Below are 22,779 nucleotides of genomic sequence, written 5' to 3'. Positions count from 1 at the left end.
TAATACTTTAAAAGTACGCTAAATACTAAAGCAAATGGTCAAAGCTAATACATTTAACACAAAGAATTTCAGCAGATTAGCGTTAATCCCAGTAAGAATGGGGGATAACTAAAATATGTAGGGACATCTTACTTACGCCCTTTCACAAATGATAATATCATCTTCTTTGATGTTATTTCCATCGACTGTACGCGTGTAGTCAATATGGCGTTGTAATTGATACCATTTTGGTTTTGTGTAGAACACCCAGCCATACGGAGTATTTGTTTTATCCAAAAACTTTATTTCACCTTCAGGATGGCGGTCATTATAATCATTGATAAAAAAGTAGAACAGTTTACCAAATTCCATTTTTTCAGGAGCTTTTAATCTAAAATTGCTAATGGTATCGTTTCCTTCGGTCTTATTAAATTCGAACGATATGACCAGTGGATTAACCAGCTCTTCATCGGTAGGGTCTTTGATATTTTTATCTATAGGATAAAACCATTTTTTATAAATAGGTTTGGGTACAGCGATTGTAAATTCATATAGTTTTACAACCATTAACGGAGTGATGAACCACATGGCAGAACTTAGAAAAATGTACGTGTAGGCAGGTTTAAAAATATTGACTACTGCCATAAATGCAATCAAACCAAAACATCCAATGACCAGCGTGTACAAGAATTCTCCCCAAAAGTTGGTGATTTTCTCAGAAAGATCAGGAAAATAGTACCTTAGTGCTATGACGTGTAGAATTCCCATGATCAGGAATAAGGTTTGGAATCCTATAAAGCTATTAAAAGGGATATCGTTAAGGACTTTTTCATTGCTTAACAAACCTATCCCCGCAAAGACAAGCAGGGCTACTAATACGTATAGAAAAAACTTCTTTTTATTTTTAGTAAAAAGCTTTTTTAAACTTGAAACGAAGCCCATAAGCAAGGCCCCAACCATCAAAAAAATAATGCCAACTTTCAAAAATCCCAGGCCTATTGCCGCTATAAGGATAATTATGTTTGTCATAGTGTAGTGGTAAAGCCTATTCTGGGGGCGTTTTTAGGGTCTAAAGTGAGTCCTTGAGCTTCATGACGTACAGTAACATTTACTGTTACATCATATTCCAAAGGAATAAAATAATCGCAAAAGATACTAATAAATTGCTCTGTTTTTCCTTTTGAGACATAATCCCGAACATCATTTTTGCTAATCTGATTAACGGTAATCTCTAGTGAAGGGTAGTGAACTTGAGGTTCTTCAACATGTAAGGTGAAGTCTATTCCCAACGCCTGATCAGTTTTTTGGTCAATAGCATTATCTCCTTTGTTTTGATAGCTTTTTTTGATGATAACCTCTTCGTGAAGGATATTTTCTAACGCCAGTTTAGTCAAGGTTAGATTGCCGGCAATTTGATGTGCGTAGGGGAGTAATCGCAGAAATGTCGATTTGTATTGATCTGGAATTTCATCTCCAATGTTCCAAAATCTATTGAGGAATTCGTTTTTTAGATTGGTAAAGCGATCAATGAGTTCACGTTCGTTTTTTTCAATAGTGAGCGACTGAATGAAAAATTCGTTGTCTAACGGACTAAAAAATGTTCTGGCTTCTTCTTCTTTTCTTTTTTGCTCTTGTCGTGCTTTGTTATAAGGGATATTGTTTTTGTAGTCAATAGGGCGATGAAACAAGCCTTCGGGCAAGGTGTCATACAATCCATTTCTCGCTACATTAATCTGAATACGGGAGGTCGTTTTTAAACTTCGGTCTAAGGAAAAATCAATCACATCCCTGCGATAGGAGCGCGAAAAGATGCTTTTAAAATAGATGTCTAATTGAGAGAGCGACAGATCACTATTCTGCAACACCTCCAATGCATAAACTTCGGCTTTGTAGTTTTGATACGAGGTGCGCAGTTCGTTAAGAATCTGTTCTATCTTCTCTTCGCTCATTCAGTATGGTTTGAAGATCGTTTATTGATCAGTTTCTCCGTTCAATTCTTCGGTGGTTACATTCTTCGGCTTTTTTGCGGCAGCCACGAACATTTTTTGCCAATGCTTATCTTGAAAATTACTGATTTGTACACCATTTTTACCTGATTCTCCTTTACGGGAGGTAGAATGGACGAATCTGTCATTGCCAAGGTACACACCTACATGCGTAATTCTTCGTTTATCAGAACCAGAAGGATTGAAGAAAAGCAGATCTCCTTGTTCAATAAATTCCTGACCAAGGAACTTATCGGTATCTGGTGCATCAAATTGTTTTTGAGCTGTACGTTCTATGAGATTCTTATACACGTCATGATATAAATACTGTGTAAAGAAGGAACAATCAATCCCTTCTTTTGTTTCTCCTCCCATTTTATAAGGTGTATTGATCCATTCATCAATAAACTCAAATAATGCGATAGGTTCGATTTTTTTAGGCTCAATATTTAAGATCGTACCGTATTTGCGTTGTATAGGCAGCACAGTTTCTTTAGGTTCTGGAAACTGCGGGATCACCACATCTTTTGATGGGCATGCTGTTAATGTAAGTAACACAACAAGTAATATGGCATAGATTCTTTTGGGCATAGCGCAATCTTTACTGCAAATATAGCAAGATCAATGTTTTTTTAGGTATTTTAGTGAGTTACATCTATGTAGCTATTTAATTTGATGACGTATTCAATAAAAACAGTATAAATAAGTTTTAACTTTGACTACATTAATTCACGCGATACTATGAATTTTTCCTACTATGATATTCCCTTGTCGTTTGATAAGATGCTCTCAAAGAAAGAACCTGATCTTTGCTCAATAAAAGAATCTATCGCAAACTATATCCATCTTATTGCCACTTCTTATTTTGGTGAATGTACGTTTGATGAGCGTTTTGGATGTGCTATTTGGAATATTGATTTTGATAACCTCACGAGTGCAAATAAAATGAGGGATAAAATAGCCTCTTCTATCAGCAGCAGCATACGTCTTAAAGAAAAACGATTGAGTAAAGTAAGCGTTGAAGTATCTATTAAGCAAGAGGAGTTTACAAATAAAAGAAAACTAAACAGGATCAAAAAAAGAGTTGATATAACCATACACGGGACTGTAAAGCAAACTAATGAGCCTTTTGCGGCGCTTGAACAGTTTTACATTGCTCCATTATCCTATTGAATGATGGAAAGCAGTACGCAAATAAAAAATAGGATGATAAAAAAGGCCGCCCAATTATGGGGGGTTGCTCCTAATGAGATTGAATCTTCTTTTGATCCATTGATCTCATTACTCATTGAGGCCTGTGCAAATGAAATAGAGAAAATCTCACGCCAGGTGGGTAATTCGCAAACCAGGATTACAGAGCGTTTAATCGAGTTAATGACGCCAGAGACACTGTATGGCCCTAAACCTGCTCACGCTATCGCTCAAACTAAAGCAGTAGAAAAGGAGACCTTGATTGAAGAGAAAAAAATGTTCTACGTCAAAAAACGCGTTAAGAGCAAAGCGAATAAAACTGAGATGAAAAACATCTTTTTCTCACCAGTAAAACCAACTAAGCTAATCAACGCGAGTATTAGAAAAATGGTTTTCGCAGATCGATGTATAGCTAAAGCCGAAGGGAAGAAACAAGCCGAAGATTTAGTGATCTTACCAGGCAAACAACTCTCATTTAATACGCTTTTTTTAGGAATTGAAACCGAAGCGGAAGGAATTAACCTCAAGAACGTATCCCTGTACTTTGAATTTTCAGACTTGGAATTTAAGGATCTTTTTTACTACCAATTGGCTAATATACGAGTGTATTACAATGATAAATTACTTCAGGCTGAAAATGGATTTGATAAAGAAGAGGCGTTAGATCGTAATAACCTAGCTTCAGTATTTAAAAATATGTCCCGAAAGACGCTAACGGTTGAAACCCAGGTGATGGACTTATACAAAAAGTATTTCGTAACTCTTTCTTCTGCTCAAAAACTACACAAACAGTCAAAGTTGCCTAAAGAGCTTTTAGAATGTGTGGACGTAACCAAACATAAGGATTTTAATGATTTACACTGGCTTAAAATTGAATTCCCAAAGGTGATCTCGCCTAAAATGTTGGAGCAAACAGATTGTGCCTTGAATGTTTTTCCTATCCTTAATCGTAAAATAGAAACACTTTCCTATCAGCTCAAGAATTATATAAACATCATTCCTATTAGTACCACTCAATTATTTCTTGATATTGATGAAATTACAAATACTGCCGGTCAAACCTATAACGTGAGAGATTTTGATACTACAGATGATCAAAAGGGAACATACGTTTTGAGAAGGGATAATGTAGGTAAACTCGATTCTCGTAAAGCACAAGAATACTTGATGCAATTAGTAGAATTGCTCAAGAATGAAAGCGCATCATTTTCTTTATTTGGAAACGACTTTTTACAAGAAAATATTCAGGATCTCAATCAGCGTATTACCTTGCTTGAAAAGAAAGTGATGGACAGTACGGCTAAGACTATTGAAACTAATTATATTTCGGTTAAACCTTACAAAAAAAGAGATACCATACTGGTGGATTATTGGGTGACCAACGGGATAGATGCAAACGGAATAAAATCTGATACACCTCTACAAATCTACAAAGGCGCAGAGCTGGATCAAAAATTTACCAGGATTCGCAGCGTGTCTAATCAAGGTAAGGATGATTTAACTAGTGATGAGCGATTGTACGCCTATAGAAGAGCGTTACTTTCAAGGAACAGGATTGTTACTCGCGAAGATGTCAAAGCATTGTGCTATGAACTTTGTGCTAAAAAGATATCTCATGTTGAGGTCACAAAGGGATACAAGACAGATTTACATCTTGCCAAAGGTAAAATCCCGTGCATTATGATTAACCTAAAACAAAATAAAGCAGTTAAAACTAATGCAGAAGAGTGGGAATCCATAAAAAGTAATATTTTAACTATTTTGGCACAAGAATCAACGGCTGTTTTTCCGTATGAAATAAGAATAAACCACTAATTTTATCCTACGGAGTAATTGAAGAATGGAAGAATCAAAAAAAATAGGATCCTATCACATTGACAAGAACATCTTGTTGTTCTTTATTATAGTGATTATTTTGTCCACCAGTATTTTTGCTTATCGCTTCGCGGAATATCAACCTTGTGATACAGTAGATTTTAAGGTCATTGCAAAAAACTATAGAGCAGGCGAGATTATAAGGTTTAGAGATCTTTCTAACGAGAACTATACGAGAGAATGGGACTTTGGAGATACTACAAAGGTCACCGTAGGCGTTTCAACCTTTCATACCTACGACTCTCCTGGGCGTTATTTAGTTGCATTAACCGTTAACGGAAAATGTGAAGGCGTGCAGGAACTTACGATCCAGGAGCGTGTTTTTGTGATTGACTCCAGTAAAATACCTAAGATCAATGTACCGGCAAGTATTAAGGTAGGCGAGACCTTGAGCTTAAAAGATACGACAGCCAGAGCCACCAGTTGGGAATGGCGTTTTGGAGAAACAGCTTCAATCAATTCTACACGACAAAATCCCGCATATACCTACGAAACACCCGGATTAAAAACCATCACGCTCATTATTAACGGAGATCAAAAACATGCCGCCGTACGTAAAATAGACGTGTTGCCTAAAGAAAAGAAAGTTACAGGACCAGAGGAGTATACGTATACACCAGTCACCTCTGGTGGGATACCTTACGCTCCCACTAGTGAGACAGATAAGTTTAGCGATGAGTACACCGCACCAAATATATCAAAAGAGAAATTAGAGCAGCTCATTCTTTTGGTTTCTAAAGAAGAGGCGACCGCAAAGGATTTTGATGAATATATCTGCAGTAACTTTGATTTACCTGTTTACGCCAGTAAAAAGCGAATGACATTTTATGAATTTTGTCAACGTATCAAAGGAAAAAAGATTCGTATCAAAAGCATTCAAGTAGAACGTGCAGAAAATAACTGTATTAACAGAATGGCAATCGATTATTCCAAACGACTCCTTTAAGCATTGAACTATGAAAGACACGTATAATTTTAAAGTCAACTGGATTGATGGAATGAAAATCAATAAAGGACATTTTGTTGAAACAGAAAATGCCTTAATACAGTTTGCTCAAACGGCGGGAGCAAGAGATATCAATGTACTTAATTATGGATTACTCGCTCAGGCAGATGCATCTGATGCTGTTGAAATGATTCTTTCAATGGATGGGCAAGATACAGTGAATGTTACCCTAAATAAATGTAGAGCCATTACACCCGGTGGATATATTATTGATATAACCCCAGACATAGCGAGTCATCTCAATCAATTGGGAAGTGTTTTAGAATCAAACTATAAGCGTAAAGAAGAGGATGATGAATGTTATATTATTCTAGGCGTTAATCCTTATGAGCGTGTTCCTTTTGGTGAAGCAGATCCGCAGGAAGAACCACCAAGGCATCCCCATGTATTACCGGGATATCAATTGCATATTGTTTCTAAGGCAGAAATAAACAATGAAGAATTTGGAAAATATCATTTGACCATTGGAAAGATTTTATTTGAGGAAAATGGCGTCCAATTGGCCGCAGACTTTATTCCACCTTGTTGTTCTATTCAAAGTCATCAAGACTTGAAGTATACGTTTGCAGAGATTCACACCTTTTTTAATGCGATGGAAAAATATTCCATGGGAATCATTCAAAAAATTCATCAAAAAAAACAAGCCAATGATCTTGCCAGGATGGTAATGACCATTTCTGAGAATACCTTGCAGCATCTTGGAGGAATGATCCCCGCCTTTAGGACACATGATCGTCATCAGCCCCCTGTGGTTATGGTCACTCGCCTCATGAGTCTTGCTAGAGTTATTAAAAACAGTATTGACGTCTATGTAGGAACAGGTAAGGAAGAGCTGCTAAACTATCTTTCTGATTGGTGTGACCTAAATCAAGGAGCATTTGAGAATGTAATGGTAGAAATGATTGAGGTAGATTATCAACACACAGATATTAATAAAACGCTGTATCATATTTCAGATTTCACTAAATTGATGTTATCTCTCTTTAAAAAACTGCATGAATTAGATTATATTGGTAAAAAATCTGATTCTAATATTTTTGTAAAAGAAGAAATTTTAGCAAAACAGGATGTAAAGAACAGAAGGAGCTTTCTGTTGGACTAACGATTAATTTGAGTACCATCATATATGAAATCAAAAAATTACAAGGAGCGTAGGCAAAGTATTCTCAAGTTTGCCTTACTATTTATAATCACCATGGCCATCATTGTTACAGCTTTTTACTTTGACTTTGATCGTGTTCCTTTCAAGGAAAATAAATTATTGCGCGAACAGTCTGTAGCAATTCAAAATGAATTTCAATTTCAAGAAAAGTTCTCTACCGAGATGGAAGAAATTTCTTCTCTGTTAGATTCTTTAGATATTCCCGGACAAAATCTTTCGTATATCAATTATCAAATTGATACCAAAATAGTTGACCTGCAAAATTCAATTCCTAAAGAAGATAGCACCTATAGATACGATATGTATGCTAACATCGTCAATTCGTTCGTTAATATGCAGGAATACAAAAATAAGCTCAATGAATACAGTGACGTGGACGCACGTTTGGTAGAGTTCAAAGAGAAACTAGAAGAAGCAAGAGAAGACCTTACAGAATGTAATCGCACCTTAGATATTTATCGTCTAAAAAATAACTAAGCCGTTTTAGGATATTTGTTTTTAAAAGCATTAAGTATATAATCCGATGCTCAATAAAGTCAAAATTTTACACTACAACTAGTTAGGAGTAAAGGGTTCTCCCTTTTGTTTTGATCTAATAAAAGTTTAATTCTTTTCTTCTTCTTGAGGAACTTCAGTTTCTTCTGCTTCTACGATATTAAGCCACTTAGCTCTATTTAGGAGGGCTTTTTCAGTAGGTTTGGTATAAGGTACGATTTCTTTAGTGGGGTTTTCGGCTAAACGAACTTCGGCTTTCTTTTCTTCTCCCCTACGCAAATAGGTTACCATTACTTCTTTGCCCGGTTTTAGTCCCGCAAGCACTGCTTCGTATTGTTCTTGCGTAGAAAAGGTTTGATTGCCTATGGCCAGGAGTACGTCACCCTTAGTGAGTCCGGCTTTATAAGCGGGAGAGTTTTTCTTAACGTAATCTGTTATAACCGCCATGTCCTGATCATTAAACTTTAAAGCCAGACCCATATATGCTTTTTTTGCGTTCGACTTTAAAAAATACGCCATAGAATTTAAGCCTTTTTTAAGATTGGGAACTTTACTGTCATAAATATAATTTTCAAAGAAATTATCTGCCAATGTTTCACCCGCATATTCCCGAAGCGTTAAGTATAAATTTTCGATTGTATAAAAGGTGTTTGTTTTACCATATTTAGTCCATAAGAGCTTCATATAATCATCAAGTGTGAGCTCATCTTTATCTGATCTCAGGGAGAGATCTAATGCTAATGCGAGCATACTTCCATAAGAATAATATGATACAAAAGTATTGGTTCTATTCATGGCATCAATAGACGTAGCGGCATCATAAAAAGGAGCCTTTTTACTCATTTCAATGGGATTGTAGTATGCCAGAGCAGGAGAATTCCACACGTAGTTATACGTACGGGTTAAATTTTGTATGAATGTCTCTGGCGTAATGATACCTGCGCGACAAAGGACAAGGTCATCATAGTAACTGGTGAAGCCTTCTCCAAACCAAAGTTCACCTGATAGATTGGCTTCTTCATAATCAAAAGGTTCTAACGAACCAGGGCGAATTCGCTCAATGTTCCAGGCATGAAAAAACTCATGAGATACGGTCCCTAAATTTCGGTAGGTCGTGTCATTTGCTAATGCAGTAGTACTCGTTAAAACAGTTGAATTTCGATGCTCCATTCCATCTCCACTTACATGGGGTAGGTAACAGGCTAGAAAGACATATTCACCGTATTCAAAGTTAGGGAGATCACCAAAAATCTTTTGTTGTTCTAAAACCACCTGTTCAATTTGCGCTATGTATTGATCGGCTTCTTCTTCTGTACCTTCATGATGAAGCGCTAATTTTATCTCGTATTCGGCATTTCCAGACGTTACATTAAACGACCTAATCGTATGATTACTTAACTCTACAGGGCTATCCATAAAATAATCAAGATTTGGGGCTAAAAATGAATCGCCTCCTAGGATGATTAATTGCGTTGCAATTTTCCAGTTAAGATCCTGCCGATTGTTAAAAGTAACTTTTACAGGTCGTTCTCTCAGCATAGGCGCATACATAAAAGTCGCCGGGATGTTGAGATGTGCGTGAGTTTCATCAATTTGTGAATAGGTACCATCAGCGCGATCTCCAAATAAGGTATAGGTTACGATTACTGTGCCGTCATGTCCTGTGATATCCCATTGATGTAAATTTGGGCGGGTATACAAGAGTTCATTTCCGCTACCATCAGTTACTTTTACGTCGTACACATTTTTAGCAAATTCATGCAGTGCGTATCTTCCCGGTGAAGTTCTGCTCATACGCACACTAAACGTTCCCGGTTGGATGTTGGGGAAAGTGGCTTTAATCTGGGCTTCGTGGTGAACTGCATTCTCAAAAGAAACCACATATTCATTTTGAACCTGTGCATTAAGGATCTGTGATATAGATAAAAGAATAAAAGTTACTATTGAAAATTTCATATTAACATATATGTGTTGAGCGGATAATTTAGCAATGATCAAAAATACAATAATAGATTCAGAAAGAAAATTGATGTGTATTAATTCATTAAACGTACGATTTGAAACATTTCTCATAGGTTAGTTTGTTTGAACGTGTTATTTTCACTTTTGGAATGGTTAAGGACGACAAAATTCAAATGAACAAAATCTACGAAGGAAAGTAGCTTTAGGATATGTATTAAACGTATGAATGAACTCAAGCAGCAATTTGGAAAACAGTTTGAACCGGCACTTATTGAGGAGATGAATCGGGTGGGGACCTTTATGGAATTAGACGAGGGGAAAGATCTAATACGACCGGGGCAGTATATCAAATCCATGCCACTACTACTTAGTGGAAGTATCAAGATCTTGCGACCAGATGATGACGGTGAGGAACTTTTACTGTATCATTTAGAAAAAGGAGATACTTGCGCGATGACCTTAACCTACGGTTTAGAGACCACTAAGAGCGAAATACATGCAGTGACAGAGACACCCGTAAAACTTCTTATGATACCCTTAGGGAAAGGTGAAGAATGGGCGGGCAAATATAAATCATGGCGCACCTTTGTATTTTCTAGCTATCACGAACGTATGATGGAAATGTTGGAGAGTATTGATAATATCGCATTCAATAATATGGATGAACGTTTGCAAAAATTCCTTGAAAGCAAAATAGAGGTACTACATAGTAAACATATTTACATGACACATAAAGAAATAGCTGCAGATCTACACACCAGCAGAGTCGTGGTTTCCAGGTTATTGAAGAAAATGGAGAATGATGGTAAAATAAAGCTGCATCGTAGTTTTATTGAGGTACAGTAACAAGAGTTACACCCAATCGTATGTGCGAACATTAATTTTGCTTTCATATTGAATACATTATGGAAATTATTGAACTATTAGGATATATAGGCGCATTGCTTATTGGACTGGTATTAGGACTCATTGGAGGTGGCGGTTCTATTCTAACCGTTCCTATCTTAGTTTATGCACTAACACTAAATCCTGTTGTAGCAACAGCATATTCCCTATTTGTAGTGGGAGTCACTTCACTTGTAGGAGCAATAAAAAATATGCTGAAGGGAATGGTCGACTACAAAACGGCAATTATTTTTTCTATTCCGGCATTTATCGCAGTGTACGCAACCCGTAGATTCTTGATCCCAGCAATTCCTGAAGAATTATTTACGCTGGGTGATACGGTCATCACCAAGAATCTGGGGATCATGCTGTTCTTTGCGATCATTATGTTACTGGCTTCCGTTTCGATGATTCGAACCAAAAGAAAAGGAAAAACCAATGAAACTAGTGAAGTACATTATAATTATCCTTTGATTATCATAGAAGGATTAGTTGTGGGGGTTATCACGGGAATTGTTGGTGCGGGAGGAGGTTTTCTTATTATTCCGGCATTAGTTTTATTGGCTAAATTGCCTATGAAGAAGGCGGTCGCAACCTCCTTATTGATTATTTCCATAAAGTCCTTAATTGGTTTTTTAGGTGACGTTGAAAACCTTGATATCGAATGGCCTTTTTTGCTCACGTTCACTAGTATTTCGGTTATCGGAATTTTTATAGGAATATGGCTTAATAAATTTATCGCAGGAGATAAGCTCAAGAAAGCATTCGGCTGGTTTGTACTTATCATGGGAATATATATTCTCTATAAAGAGTTATTAAACTACTAATTTGTTTTCTTCATTAAACAATTAAAGGAGTGTATCAAAGGTTACCATTTATATGTTTAGGCTTTTGTATTTTTGAACTAAATTTTTACATATGCAAATCAAACAATTTGAATATAAGCCGTTGGCACATTACTCGTATGCGATTGTAAGCCAAGGTAAAATGGCAGTGATTGATCCAGAGCGTGATCCTATGCACTATTACGCTTACGCGGAAAAAAATAATGCAACGATAGTTGCCGTGTTAGAAACACACCCACATGCTGATTTTGTGAGTTCCCACCTTCAGATTCATGAAGAAACAGGAGCAACGATCTACTGCAGTAAAAAATTAGGAGCAGATTATCCGCATCAAAGTTTTGACGACGAAGATTCCTTTCAATTAGGTGGGGCTACTATTTCTGCTATTAATACCCCGGGTCATTCACCCGATAGCATCTCTATTGTAGCAAAAGAAGGCGATGAGGTAGCTGTTTTTACAGGAGACACCTTATTTATAGGTGATGTAGGTCGACCAGATCTAAGAGAGAACGTGGGTAATATGACCGCTAAGCGCCAAGAGCTGGCAGAAATGATGTATCACACCGTGCAACATAAATATAATGATTTACCCGATGATGCTATCGTATATCCGGCGCACGGAGCCGGTTCACTGTGCGGAAAAAACATGAGCAGTGATAATAGTAGCACAATGGGAAATGAACGTATGAGCAACTGGGCGTTTAAAGACCAATCTCAAGAAGAATTTGTCAATACGCTGCTTGACAGTCAGCCGTTTATTCCGTCGTATTTTGGATTTGACGTAGATGTGAATAAAGCCGGAGCAAAGAACCTGCGAAAAGCAAAGGCAAATGTGACGATAAAACTTCATGATAAAGCCGAAGGATTAATCGTAGACGTAAGAGATGAAGCTGAATTTAAAAAGGGACATCTCCCCAATAGCATTAATATTCAGGCGGTATCAAAAAATGCGAAGTTTGAAACTTGGTTAGGATCTGTAATTCAGCCCGAAGAAGCTTTCAGCATTGTTGTAAAATCTTCCGAAGAAATCGATTATATACTCAATCGGGTAGCAAAAATAGGCTATGAAGGTCAGCTTGACCAGATCATTACTTTAGGGGAGGTAGCACCAGAAAAAACACCAACCTTAGATCTTGGTGATTTTAAAAAGAATCCGTCTAAGTTTACGATTGTGGATATTCGAAATCAAAGTGAAATTAACGAAGGTAAATTCTTTGAGAACGCGTTACCCCATCCATTAAACGAACTACGCGATACAGCAAAAAATATACCAATTGATAAGCCTATCGTAGTGCACTGTGCCGGCGGTTACCGCAGTGCCGCAGGGAGTAGCATTTTAGAAACCATCCTTGACGATGTACAGGTGTATGATTTAAGTGATGCAGTAAAAGAATTTCAGGATTAAAAACCTGACAACATGATTTATTCCTACAAACGGTAACCTAGGTTACCGTTTGTAGTTTAACTACGTATCATCTTTGCATAAAAATTAAGCATGATGAATTGGATCGTAGAACCCTGGCCCTGGTATGTTGCCGGCCCATTGATTGCATTGACCATGTTTTTACTACTCTATATAGGAAAACAGTTTGGAATGTCCTCAAATTTAAGAACTGCATGTGCCGCTGTAGGTGGTGGTAGAGTCGCAGATTTCTTTAGGTTTGATTGGAGAGCCCAGCGCTGGAATTTAATCGTTGTTGTTGGAGCAGTTATTGGCGGATTTCTGGCCAGTGCGTACCTCTCAACGAATACTGTAGAAATCAATCCAGAACTAACCCAAAAGCTGGAAACTCAATATAATATTAAAAGTGCCGGCGAAGCTTATTTGCCACCAGAGCTTTTTGGCAATGAAGTCCTTACCAAGCCATTTAACCTGGCTATTTTACTTATTGGAGGTTTATTCGTTGGATTTGGGGCACGCTATGCAGGCGGGTGCACCAGCGGTCATGCCATTTCGGGATTGAGTAATTTACAAGTACCTTCTTTAATTGCGGTCATTGGATTTTTTATTGGTGGATTGGTAATGATCCATTTCGTTTACCCGATATTATTTTAGCGATGAGATACATAACATTTTTAGTAATTGGAGTATTTTTTGGCATTGTGATGTATAAATCTGAAGCTGCTTCATGGTTTCGCATTTATGAAATGTTTGAGTTTGGGAGTTTCCATATGTATGGGATCATTGGGTCAGCCTTAGCCATAGGAATCATTGGAGTACAAGTGATTAAGCGTAAAAACATTACTCCTATAAATGGGAGTGAGATGAGTCTAGCACCCAAAACCAAAAGCGTTGCCAGGTACTTGTTTGGCGGGATTATCTTTGGATTAGGCTGGGCACTCGCCGGCGCATGCCCGGGGCCAATGTACGTATTGGCAGGTGCAGGATACGCGTCTATTTTGATTGTGATCTTTGGAGCGTTAATAGGAACATTTTTATATGGACTACTCTGCAAGTATTTGCCGCATTAAAAAGCATTTTGCTTAGACATAACCTAACTCTTTCCTGTAATTTCCTAAGAAAGAGCATAAAGAATAAATGTAACGATCAGCTACACCAATGCATTATTTTTTATGCTTTTTACTACTTCGGGATTCAACAGCGTACTAATATCACCTAGATTCTCTGTATCCTTACCGGCAATTTTTCTTAAAATCCTGCGCATGATCTTTCCGCTTCTTGTTTTAGGTAAACCTTCAGTAAATTGAATTTTGTCTAATTTAGCTATAGGTCCAATTCTGGTTGCGATAAGTTGATTAATTTCGTTGCGCAGATTATCCTGGTCTCTGCCTTCTCCGGTTTCTTTTAACGTAATATATCCGTAAAGTGCGTTGCCTTTAATATCGTGAGGGAAGCCTACGATGGCACTTTCAGCCACTGCAGGATGTTCATTAATGGCGTCTTCAATAGGAGCTGTACCCAGGTTGTGACCACTCACTATAATGACATCATCTACTCGGCCAGTAATGCGGTAGTAACCTACAGCATCTCGTCTTGCGCCATCACCCGTAAAATACATGTCTTTATACGCGCTAAAGTAGGTGTCGCGGTACCTGTCATGATTACCGTAAATGGTTCGCGCAATAGAAGGCCAGGGAAATTTTATAGTTAGTCGACCTTCAACTTGATTTCCTTGGATTTCTTTTGCATTCTCATCCATTAAGGCTGGTTGAATACCGGGTAATGGTAGTGTTGCAAAGGTGGGAATAGTTGGGGTGGAATAGGGTATGGGGCTGATCATAATCCCACCGGTTTCGGTTTGCCACCAGGTATCTACGATTGGACTGTTTTTTTTACCAACATGGTCGTTGTACCAATGCCAGGCTTCTTCATTGATAGGTTCACCAACGGTTCCTAAAACTTTTAGACTTGAAAGATTATACTTTTCGACAAAATTTAAATTCTCTTTTGCAAGAGCACGAATTGCTGTAGGCGCTGTGTAGAACTGCGTAACCTTATGTTTTTCTACAATTCCCCAAAATCTACCATAATCGGGATAAGAAGGTACCCCCTCAAACATTACAGTAGTGGCACCGTTTGCTAGGGGACCATACACGATATAACTGTGACCCGTAATCCACCCTATATCTGCTGTGCACCAGTAAATATCGTCTTCTCTGTATTGAAATACATTCTTAAATGTATACGCTGTATACACCATATAGCCACCTGTGGTATGAACCATTCCTTTAGGCTTTCCGGTAGAACCAGATGTATATAAAATAAAAAGAGGATCTTCAGCATCCATAACAGTTGCCTTACAGACATCTTCGGCTTTATCAAATAAATCATCCAGCCATACATCGCGACCTTCTTTCATCACTACCGTTGTGTTGGTTCGCCTCACGACGAGAGAAGTTTTTACTCCAGGGGAATTTTCAAGTGCCTTATCTACAATGTCCTTTAAATCCAGCGTTTTGTTTCCTCTAAAGCTTCCGTCAGCACAAATGATAATCTTGCAATCACAGTCATTGATTCGTGTCGATAATGCTGAAGCAGAAAACCCTGCAAATACAACGGAATGCACGGCACCAATTCTGGCGCAAGCCAATACTGAAATAGCCAATTCTGGAATCATGGGTAAATAAATGCACACACGATCTCCTTTTTTTACTCCCTGTGACTTCAATACATTGGCCATTTTTGAAACTCTGCGATGCAAATCGCGATACGTGATATGTTCTGCTTTTTCATCAGGATTGTTAGGCTCAAACAGGATAGCTGTTTTATCGGCGCGAGAAGCTAAATGTCGGTCCAGGCAGTTTTCAGTAATGTTTAATTGTGCACCTTCAAACCATTTTATTTCAGGTTTGGAAAAGTCCCAGCTTAAAACATTATCCCATTTTTTTCGCCATAAAAAATGTTCTTCTGCAATTTCTTCCCAAAAGCTTTCAGGATTTCGTACAGATTTACGGTAAACTTGCCAGTATTCTTCTAAGTGTTTTATGTGATAATTACTCATGACTATAGATTTTAATGGTTCTAGTTTTTCAAAAGGTCGTTGACTGCTATGATTAATTTTTTAACTGAGAATGGTTTGGTAAAATAAAGGTCGGCCCCTAAACGTAGTCCTTTTTCAATATTTTTAGTTTTACTTTTTGCCGATAAGAATATGACTTTAATGTCATTGAATTTTGGATTTTTTTTCAATGTTGTTATCGTCTCATAGCCGTCTACTTTTGGCATCATGATATCTAAAACAACTAAATCTGGTAACTCATCATCGATGATTTTTATTGCCTCACTACCATCGCGTGCTATAAATACGAGATACCCTTGTTTTTTGAATGCATATTCAAGCGACATTACTATATTGGGTTCATCATCAACTATGAGTAATTTCTTCATTTTTACGTTATTCTTAATTTAATAATAAATCTCGCTCCATTTACAAACTGGCGATCTATGTAAATTATGCCATTATGACTTTCTATAATGTGTTTACTTATAGCTAGACCAATACCGCTCCCTAAGGGTTTTTTGATGGTTTGATTATTGGATTGGTAAAATTTATCAAAGACATAATCAATATCTTCTATTGGAATCCCTTTTCCATTATCTTCAAACGATAGTACTACAAATTCGCCGTCGATTTTTGAATTAATTATGATTTTTCCATTCTTTTCTGGAACAAATTTCAAACTATTGCTTAATAAATTAGTAAAAACCTGAAGGATGCGATCTTCATCGTACATGAGGTTAATATCTTCTACTATTCGTATTTCTACATCAACTCCTTTTTTTAATGCGAGTTGGTAGATACCGTCTTTGGCTTTATGAATAGTCATTTTGAGGGAATTTTCCGTTTTATTCATTATCTCGCGACCGCTAGATAATTTTTCCAAATCAAGAATATTGTTGATGAGAATACTTAGACGGTCTGCATCTTTAACGATATTGTTTAGGAACTTTTGTTTTAATTCAATTGGCATGTCATCACTATCTGCAATGACCTCACTGGCGGCACGAATAGATGCTGTGGGAGTTTTTAATTCGTGTGCTACAGTGTCTAGAAAGTCATCTTTTTGTTTATCTTGTTCTATCAGTTTGTTGTTAGCATCCTGTAGATTTTTGGTAAGGCGTTTCAAATCATAAGATTGCTGCTGTAGTTTTTTATTCGCATGTATCGTTTCTTTATTTTCTTCTAATATTTTAAGTACTTCAACTAGTGTTACAGGTTGCTCCTTTACTACACTACCGATCATTAGTTTTGCACTTGCTGCCCCAATCGAACCTGTCAAGAGTTTTTCTGAAAAATTTACTAATCTAGCGTCTCCTTGCTCCTGTTTTGGGTCAATTTTATATTTTCTAAAGAAGATGTCTAGAGCACGCTTGGTGCGTTTTTCTCCTAGAAATCTTGTGAGGACATTTTCAATATCAGATTTATTAGCTTGACCTTTCCAAACAAAAGCATTTTCCTGTAGTGCTCCATAGCTGGCAGCGTTTACAACCATTTCAGCATAGTTTCGTTCACGATAATTTCCTTTTTTTAATACTGAAAATATCATATAAAACATAACATTAAATACCATCGACCAAAAAAAGGCGTGTGTTACGGGAGGCATAAAATTTAGGCCCAATAACTGATATGGCTTTAACATTTCAATCCCAAAAGGACCCGCAGAAGTGAAGTTACTATCCTTTAGAAATACATCTGCAATAAAAGGTAATATTAATGTGTAAAATGCAATAAAAAAACCAGAAATGATACCTGTCTTAGCTGCTAAGGCGCTACCACGATTCCAAAATAATCCAATGAAAAATGCTGGTGCTAATTGTGCAATAATTACAAACGCAATAAGACCAATACTAAAGAGGGAAAGTTCTATGTTGAAGTTGAGGTAGAAAAAATATGCACCAATAATGAGTGTGAAAATTACTATTCGTCTGATATTCTTTATTCGTCGCGCATTACGTTTAGGATTTTTATCGTTTAAAGCCTTTAAAAATCCATATGGAAGAATCAAGTTATTACTAATCATAGTACTCAACGCAAGTGTACTCACTACAACCATCGAAATTACCGAGGATAATCCTCCCAAAAAAACGATTAATCCTAATAATTTTTCACCGTGTTCAAGCGGAAGATATAAAGTATAGTAATCGGGATTTAAATCTTCACTTAAAAGTAATTTTCCTGCCCAGGCAATAAATATGACAAAAACATTAAATAACAATAAATAAAGTGGAAATACCCAGCTTGCTTTTTTAAGGTGACTGGCAGATGTATTTTCAATTACGCTTACCTGAAATTGTCGTGGTAAAAGGAAAATCGCAAAAAAAGAAAGCGCAATCATAAAGTACCAATTGATAGTAGATTCTATATTTTGAAAAGTGATCAGTTTTTCAAAACCTTTTATGTCTTCCATCTTGTTATAGATATCAATTGTACCGTCAAAAAGATAAAAAGTCGTATAAATACCAATGATTAAAAAGAATACTAATTTAATCAGGCTTTCTACAGCCACAGTAAAAACAAGTCCGCTTCTACCTTGAGAAGCATCAACCGTTCGTGTACCAAACAATGCGACAAAAATTGCAAGTAAAATAGCAATATAAAAAGTGCTGTCGGTAAAGAGCGATTGACTTTCTTGCCCTGTACTTAAAATGCTAAAAGTTTCAGAAACTGCCTTTAACTGTAAAGCGATATAAGGTAATACTGCAATCACACAAATACCAGTAACAAGTGCACCAATGGAACGATTGTTTCCGTAGCGCAATGACATAAAATCAGCTATACTTGATACTTGATATTGTTTAGAGATAAGAACAACACGCTTTAAAACTATTATCCACAGTGGTAAGGCTACGACGGGCCCTAAATATGTTGTGAGAAAGCTTATCCCTTTAGTTGCGGCAATACCAACACTACCATAGTACGTCCACGCGCTACAATATACTGCAAGCGAAAGAGCGTATACCCATGGATTGTGAACCCAACGGGAAGAGGACTTTTTTTCGGCCCAAATCCCTAAACCAAAGAGCATGGTGAGGTACCCTACAATTACTGCTACTAATGCATAATTAGGCATGGCGTTTAATTATTATATAAGTAATGATAATACTAAAAAACCATACAACGAATAGATAGGTATATAGTACAGGAATTCCAAAAACTGCTTTGGGGATATTGAAAATAACTATAATAGGAACATTTAGTAGGATAACCAGCCCTATTGCTAAAATAACTAGCTTTTGTTGGTGTCGTTTCTTCATTTAGATGGGTACATTTCAATAAAAATAAGGGTTTCTTTCTTTCCTTAAGAATTATTTTAGTAGAGGGTGATTTATTTTAAACATTATAATGAGCTGCATTTCTTTATGGCTTGAAGAAACGCAGCTCATTCCTTAGTGTCCCGTCGCTTCACCTGCGCCGCTTGGAATACGAATATTTTCAACGATTTCCTGAACTTCTTCAGGTGGTGCGGTTGTAAGCTGGCAAACCACCAAACTAACAATAAAATTAATGATCATTGCAATACTACCAAAACCTTCAGGAGATATCCCAAACCACCATTCTTCTTTGCCCGGTAGGGTTTCGTCAAACCATCCTAACTTATATTTCATCATATAAATAAGCATGGTTAAAATCCCTGTAACCATACCAGCGATTGCTCCCTCCTTATTCATTCTTTTGTAGAATATTCCCAAAATAATGGCAGGGAAGAAAGAGGCCGCGGCCAGTCCAAATGCAAGCGCAACTACGGCGGCTACAAAGCCTGGCGGATTTATGCCAAAATATCCTGCAATACATACTGCTCCAACTGCACTTAAACGGGCTGCAACCAGTTCTCCTTTTTCTGAAATGTTTGGGTTGACAACCTTTTTAATCAAGTCATGGGAGACAGAGGACGATATTACCAGTAGAAGACCGGCAGCCGTTGAGAGTGCTGCGGCTAATCCACCAGCAGCAACAAGGGCGATGACCCAATCTGGTAAATTAGCAATTTCCGGATTCGCGAGTACCATAATATCCCTATCTACATAAAGTTCGTTGGCTGTTTTCATGTTTGGATTAGACGTAATGCGATTGCCAACTTCATTACGTAGTTTATCTTTAAAAACAGGTTTATTTTTATTTCCCTCAAAGGCTTCTCCTGGGCCATACTGTATTTTTCCGTCACTATTTTTATCATTCCAAGCAATAAGTCCTAAGCTTTCATAATTCTTAAGCCATTCTGGTTGATCAGCATATGATTTATTCACCACACTATCCATCATATTGGTTTTAGCAAATACAGCCACGGCTGGTGCGGTGGTATACAGGATGGCAATTAATAATAATGCCCAACCTGCACTTTTTCTGGCATCTTTTACTCTTTTAACTGTAAAGAAACGCACTATAACATGGGGCAATCCTGCGGTACCAACCATTAGAGCTAAGGTTATAGCCAAGACATCTATCATAGATTTAGAACCATCGGTATATGCTGCAAAACCTAGATCTATGCTCAAACCGTCAAGCTTATCTAGCAAGTAGGTACCTGAGCCATCGTTTAGGGTGCTTCCCATACCCAATTGAGGTATTGGATTTCCTGTCATTTGGATAGATATAAAAATTGCTGGAACCATAAAGGCGAATATTAAAACACAATACTGTGCTACTTGTGTGTAAGTTATTCCTTTCATACCGCCAAGAACGGCATAAAATAAGACGATGATCATACCAATGATAACACCTGTATTAATTTCAACCTCTAAAAAACGGGAGAATACTAATCCAACCCCGCGCATTTGTCCTGCCACATACGTAAATGATACGAGCAAAGCACAAAAAACCGCAACCAATCTTGCTGTTTTTGAATAATAACGGTCACCGATAAAATCAGGAACAGTAAATTTTCCAAATTTTCTTAAATAAGGTGCTAATAATAAAGCTAACAAGACATATCCACCTGTCCAGCCCATGAGGTATACAGAACCATCGTATCCTGCAAAGGCAATAATACCTGCCATTGAAATAAAAGATGCAGCACTCATCCAATCGGCAGCAGTTGCCATGCCATTGGCGAGAGGCGAAACACCACCACCTGCCACGTAGAATTCTTTGGTAGAACCTGCTCTCGACCAAATTGCAATGCCGATATAAAGTGTAAAAGTTAGTCCTACTAGTATATAAGTCCACATTTGAACATCCATAATATTTGATTTTAAGAGTTGATATTGAGTTTTACAAGTAGCTTACTTGTAAGGCTGTGTTTGCTCATTTTTTAGAAATTTTCATTCTTCGTCGAAACCGTATTTTTTATCTAGCTTATTCATGATTCGTACGTAAACAAAAATGAGTATAACAAAGACATAAATGGAACCCTGTTGAGCAAACCAGAAACCTAGCTTAAAACCACCAAGTCTGATTTCATTTAAAGCATCTTTAAATAATATTCCTGCGCCATAAGAGACCATGAACCATAGCGTTAATAAAATAGAGAGGTATTTGATGTTCTCTTTCCAATAGGCGATGGCTTTTGATTTTTTTTCTGACATAGTCAATAGTTTTTGATTAAAGGTAAATCATTGCTTGGAGCGTAAAAATGTCTACAGCATCAAGATTACCATATTGTTGATTTGAGTATTCTAAAGATAGTTTTGAATGATGACCGCTGAAATAAAGATTTCCTCCTATACCGAATCGATTAGTGTCATCATCGATAGCATTAATACTTCTGTTTGTGTACGATAAGTAAGGCTGAATTTTTAAAAGTTCAGATGTTCCGGGAATAACATACCCCACATGCCCGTAAAGCATAGAACCGCTTTCATACGTTTGACCAAAAGTGAAGTTATCACCATAATCATTATTTTGATAAACGGCATACGCAGTTATTGCTGCGCCTTTAGTACCTATTGGTGCGTCGTAAAATGCATCAATAGAGAAAATAGCCACGTCCTGTCCCTCAAAATTTTCACTTTCGTCTAAAATTGTACTTCCATTGGGATGATAGAAAAAGCCTGCTCCTACGTTAAAAACTTTTTTTCCTCCAATGTAAGAGCCTACTTTGTATGGCAGGAAGTTACTTTCCTGATCCAGAAAATTGTAATCAAAATACCCAGCAAAATTCTTACCGGCATTTTTACCTCCCAGTATGTTTCTCCCGCTATAAGTAGCATTGTTTTGTGTAGGGATGTTTTCTGCGTCTAAGCCATCATTTATTGCTTCATTGACTGAAACGCGGTATTGAAGTTTACCGAATTTACCCTTTAAATAAATTCCCATATGCCTGGCAAATTGGTCACTGAGACCTATTGTTGCCCAACTTTGCCGATTGTTATCCAGCGTAAGCATATTTAATGTGCTTTGATTATTTAGTCTTGAAATACCGTTCCAGTAATGTAATCCGCCACCGATGGAGTGATTTTTATTTAAAGCATATTCGCCCCACACATCATGAAAGAAGAGCTGTGAACTTTCGCTTTTTCCTACAGGATGCATATTGGCTGCATTTTGACTGTTTAAACCAAAATGGGTCAGGATTAAAAAGCGATTTGTAAGCTGTGCGTACATTAATATTCTTGCGCGCCGTATCGAAAAGTTTAGATCACTCTCCTCATTGCCAAAAGCATTAAGTGTTTCGTTATTATTGTATTGTGCCCAGAATTGTGCCCAAGAAATAATTCTAAAGTATTTTGTACCATCCTCATTAAGCTTAACTTTCATTCCGCCGGTGTATTCCGTAGATCCTTGCGCGAATGAAAGGTTAACGCCTATTAAAAAAAGTAAAAGCGAAAGGAAAAGATTATTTTTCATAAGATTAGTGATTAGTTGTTCCTTTTGTGATATTATATTGACAAATCACTCAGCTAACCTCTATAAAATCTTATGTTAAAAAAAATTTAATATATTTTTTTGTTAAATCTATACTTTCAGGCTTTAAAGCGCTCCCATTTGATTAGCA

20 protein-coding genes are annotated in these 22,779 nt (G+C 37.1%); 10 read left to right on the top strand and 10 right to left on the bottom strand.

Annotated features, from left to right (window positions below):
* Positions 1-132: 132 nt before the first annotated feature.
* Genes ABD000_RS13075 through ABD000_RS13065 form a run of 3 tightly spaced genes read right to left on the bottom strand, consistent with a single transcriptional unit; the run spans position 133 to position 2,555 of the window.
* Entirely contained in the window at positions 133-1,008 is an 876-nt protein-coding gene (locus ABD000_RS13075; RefSeq protein WP_343768401.1) for a TssN family type VI secretion system protein, read from the bottom strand.
* Positions 1,005-1,928: a hypothetical protein gene (locus tag ABD000_RS13070; protein ID WP_343768399.1), complete on the bottom strand. Its 924-nt coding sequence runs from the start codon at positions 1,926-1,928 to the stop codon at positions 1,005-1,007. Before ABD000_RS13070 ends, ABD000_RS13075 begins: the two co-directional genes overlap by 4 nt.
* 21 nt (positions 1,929-1,949) lie before the next feature.
* Entirely contained in the window at positions 1,950-2,555 is a 606-nt protein-coding gene (locus tag ABD000_RS13065; RefSeq protein WP_343768396.1) for a C40 family peptidase, read from the bottom strand.
* Positions 2,556-2,705: 150 nt separating this feature from the next.
* Between ABD000_RS13065 and ABD000_RS13060 the strand changes: the two genes are divergently transcribed.
* The 5 genes from ABD000_RS13060 to tssO are packed head-to-tail and all read left to right on the top strand — an operon-like array spanning position 2,706 to position 7,675.
* Positions 2,706-3,137, top strand: a complete 432-nt coding sequence (locus tag ABD000_RS13060; RefSeq protein ID WP_343768393.1) for a GPW/gp25 family protein — start codon at positions 2,706-2,708, stop codon at positions 3,135-3,137.
* Between the two features lie 33 nt (positions 3,138-3,170).
* Complete coding sequence (locus tag ABD000_RS13055) at positions 3,171-4,970, top strand: type VI secretion system baseplate subunit TssF (RefSeq protein ID WP_343768390.1); 1,800 nt, start codon at positions 3,171-3,173, stop codon at positions 4,968-4,970.
* A 25-nt stretch (positions 4,971-4,995) separates the two neighbouring features.
* Positions 4,996-5,976 (top strand): PKD domain-containing protein, encoded by a 981-nt coding sequence (locus ABD000_RS13050; protein ID WP_343768387.1) that lies wholly within the window; start codon positions 4,996-4,998, stop codon positions 5,974-5,976.
* Positions 5,977-5,986: 10 nt separating this feature from the next.
* Positions 5,987-7,138, top strand: a complete 1,152-nt coding sequence (locus tag ABD000_RS13045; protein WP_343768384.1) for a hypothetical protein — start codon at positions 5,987-5,989, stop codon at positions 7,136-7,138.
* A gap of 24 nt (positions 7,139-7,162) precedes the next feature.
* Positions 7,163-7,675 carry a type VI secretion system TssO gene (gene tssO / locus ABD000_RS13040; RefSeq protein WP_343768382.1) on the top strand — a complete coding sequence of 171 codons (513 nt, stop codon included), beginning with the start codon at positions 7,163-7,165 and terminating at the stop codon, positions 7,673-7,675.
* 126 nt (positions 7,676-7,801) lie between these two features.
* Here tssO and ABD000_RS13035 read toward each other — a convergent pair whose 3' ends face one another.
* Positions 7,802-9,649, bottom strand: a complete 1,848-nt coding sequence (locus ABD000_RS13035) for a M61 family metallopeptidase (protein WP_343768380.1) — start codon at positions 9,647-9,649, stop codon at positions 7,802-7,804.
* Between the two features lie 228 nt (positions 9,650-9,877).
* On the opposite strand from ABD000_RS13035, the gene ABD000_RS13030 reads away from it, so the two are divergent.
* The 5 genes from ABD000_RS13030 to ABD000_RS13010 all read left to right on the top strand — a co-directional run bounded on the left by ABD000_RS13030 (position 9,878) and on the right by ABD000_RS13010 (position 13,857).
* Positions 9,878-10,501 carry a Crp/Fnr family transcriptional regulator gene (locus tag ABD000_RS13030; RefSeq protein WP_343768378.1) on the top strand — a complete coding sequence of 208 codons (624 nt, stop codon included), beginning with the start codon at positions 9,878-9,880 and terminating at the stop codon, positions 10,499-10,501.
* 59 nt (positions 10,502-10,560) lie between these two features.
* The gene (locus ABD000_RS13025) at positions 10,561-11,367 is read left to right on the top strand and encodes a sulfite exporter TauE/SafE family protein (RefSeq protein WP_343768376.1); all 807 of its coding nucleotides are present in this window, start codon (positions 10,561-10,563) and stop codon (positions 11,365-11,367) included.
* A gap of 91 nt (positions 11,368-11,458) precedes the next feature.
* A complete protein-coding gene (locus ABD000_RS13020) occupies positions 11,459-12,790 on the top strand; it encodes an MBL fold metallo-hydrolase (RefSeq protein WP_343768373.1) in 1,332 nt (443 codons plus the stop codon).
* Between the two features lie 93 nt (positions 12,791-12,883).
* On the top strand, positions 12,884-13,441 hold the full coding sequence (locus ABD000_RS13015; protein ID WP_343768894.1) for a YeeE/YedE family protein: 558 nt from the start codon (positions 12,884-12,886) through the stop codon (positions 13,439-13,441).
* 2 nt (positions 13,442-13,443) lie between these two features.
* Complete coding sequence (locus tag ABD000_RS13010) at positions 13,444-13,857, top strand: DUF6691 family protein (protein WP_343768371.1); 414 nt, start codon at positions 13,444-13,446, stop codon at positions 13,855-13,857.
* Between the two features lie 80 nt (positions 13,858-13,937).
* Here the strand turns inward: ABD000_RS13010 and acs are convergent, their stop codons facing one another.
* The 6 genes from acs to ABD000_RS12980 all read right to left on the bottom strand — a co-directional run bounded on the left by acs (position 13,938) and on the right by ABD000_RS12980 (position 22,631).
* Positions 13,938-15,848, bottom strand: a complete 1,911-nt coding sequence (gene acs / locus ABD000_RS13005) for an acetate--CoA ligase (protein ID WP_343768368.1) — start codon at positions 15,846-15,848, stop codon at positions 13,938-13,940.
* A 20-nt stretch (positions 15,849-15,868) separates the two neighbouring features.
* Positions 15,869-16,234 (bottom strand): response regulator transcription factor, encoded by a 366-nt coding sequence (locus ABD000_RS13000; RefSeq protein WP_343768366.1) that lies wholly within the window; start codon positions 16,232-16,234, stop codon positions 15,869-15,871.
* Between the two features lie 2 nt (positions 16,235-16,236).
* Positions 16,237-18,918: an ATP-binding protein gene (locus tag ABD000_RS12995; RefSeq protein ID WP_343768363.1), complete on the bottom strand. Its 2,682-nt coding sequence runs from the start codon at positions 18,916-18,918 to the stop codon at positions 16,237-16,239.
* A 316-nt stretch (positions 18,919-19,234) separates the two neighbouring features.
* Entirely contained in the window at positions 19,235-21,025 is a 1,791-nt protein-coding gene (locus ABD000_RS12990; RefSeq protein WP_343768361.1) for a sodium:solute symporter family protein, read from the bottom strand.
* A gap of 81 nt (positions 21,026-21,106) precedes the next feature.
* Complete coding sequence (locus tag ABD000_RS12985) at positions 21,107-21,370, bottom strand: DUF4212 domain-containing protein (RefSeq protein WP_343768359.1); 264 nt, start codon at positions 21,368-21,370, stop codon at positions 21,107-21,109.
* Positions 21,371-21,386: 16 nt separating this feature from the next.
* Positions 21,387-22,631 carry a hypothetical protein gene (locus ABD000_RS12980; protein WP_343768356.1) on the bottom strand — a complete coding sequence of 415 codons (1,245 nt, stop codon included), beginning with the start codon at positions 22,629-22,631 and terminating at the stop codon, positions 21,387-21,389.
* Positions 22,632-22,779: the final 148 nt, after the last annotated feature.

The organism is Gangjinia marincola (genome assembly GCF_039523415.1).
Lineage (GTDB): Bacteria > Bacteroidota > Bacteroidia > Flavobacteriales > Flavobacteriaceae > Gangjinia > Gangjinia marincola.
This window is presented reverse-complemented; position numbering and strand designations above follow the sequence as displayed.

What these genes read in the sequence shown, in the direction of transcription:
- ABD000_RS12985 (WP_343768359.1), bottom strand. Translation starts at nt 21,370, where the DNA reads ATGTCAGAAAAAAAATCAAAAGCCATCGCCTATTGGAAAGAGAACATC.
- ABD000_RS13065 (WP_343768396.1), bottom strand. Translation starts at nt 2,555, where the DNA reads ATGCCCAAAAGAATCTATGCCATATTACTTGTTGTGTTACTTACATTA.
- ABD000_RS13020 (WP_343768373.1), top strand. Translation starts at nt 11,459, where the DNA reads ATGCAAATCAAACAATTTGAATATAAGCCGTTGGCACATTACTCGTAT.
- ABD000_RS12980 (WP_343768356.1), bottom strand. Translation starts at nt 22,631, where the DNA reads ATGAAAAATAATCTTTTCCTTTCGCTTTTACTTTTTTTAATAGGCGTT.
- acs (WP_343768368.1), bottom strand. Translation starts at nt 15,848, where the DNA reads ATGAGTAATTATCACATAAAACACTTAGAAGAATACTGGCAAGTTTAC.
- ABD000_RS13055 (WP_343768390.1), top strand. Translation starts at nt 3,171, where the DNA reads ATGATAAAAAAGGCCGCCCAATTATGGGGGGTTGCTCCTAATGAGATT.
- tssO (WP_343768382.1), top strand. Translation starts at nt 7,163, where the DNA reads ATGAAATCAAAAAATTACAAGGAGCGTAGGCAAAGTATTCTCAAGTTT.
- ABD000_RS13025 (WP_343768376.1), top strand. Translation starts at nt 10,561, where the DNA reads ATGGAAATTATTGAACTATTAGGATATATAGGCGCATTGCTTATTGGA.
- ABD000_RS13010 (WP_343768371.1), top strand. Translation starts at nt 13,444, where the DNA reads ATGAGATACATAACATTTTTAGTAATTGGAGTATTTTTTGGCATTGTG.
- ABD000_RS12995 (WP_343768363.1), bottom strand. Translation starts at nt 18,918, where the DNA reads ATGCCTAATTATGCATTAGTAGCAGTAATTGTAGGGTACCTCACCATG.
- ABD000_RS13045 (WP_343768384.1), top strand. Translation starts at nt 5,987, where the DNA reads ATGAAAGACACGTATAATTTTAAAGTCAACTGGATTGATGGAATGAAA.
- ABD000_RS13030 (WP_343768378.1), top strand. Translation starts at nt 9,878, where the DNA reads ATGAATGAACTCAAGCAGCAATTTGGAAAACAGTTTGAACCGGCACTT.
- ABD000_RS13060 (WP_343768393.1), top strand. Translation starts at nt 2,706, where the DNA reads ATGAATTTTTCCTACTATGATATTCCCTTGTCGTTTGATAAGATGCTC.
- ABD000_RS13035 (WP_343768380.1), bottom strand. Translation starts at nt 9,649, where the DNA reads ATGAAATTTTCAATAGTAACTTTTATTCTTTTATCTATATCACAGATC.
- ABD000_RS13050 (WP_343768387.1), top strand. Translation starts at nt 4,996, where the DNA reads ATGGAAGAATCAAAAAAAATAGGATCCTATCACATTGACAAGAACATC.
- ABD000_RS13015 (WP_343768894.1), top strand. Translation starts at nt 12,884, where the DNA reads ATGAATTGGATCGTAGAACCCTGGCCCTGGTATGTTGCCGGCCCATTG.
- ABD000_RS13070 (WP_343768399.1), bottom strand. Translation starts at nt 1,928, where the DNA reads ATGAGCGAAGAGAAGATAGAACAGATTCTTAACGAACTGCGCACCTCG.
- ABD000_RS13000 (WP_343768366.1), bottom strand. Translation starts at nt 16,234, where the DNA reads ATGAAGAAATTACTCATAGTTGATGATGAACCCAATATAGTAATGTCG.
- ABD000_RS13075 (WP_343768401.1), bottom strand. Translation starts at nt 1,008, where the DNA reads ATGACAAACATAATTATCCTTATAGCGGCAATAGGCCTGGGATTTTTG.
- ABD000_RS12990 (WP_343768361.1), bottom strand. Translation starts at nt 21,025, where the DNA reads ATGGATGTTCAAATGTGGACTTATATACTAGTAGGACTAACTTTTACA.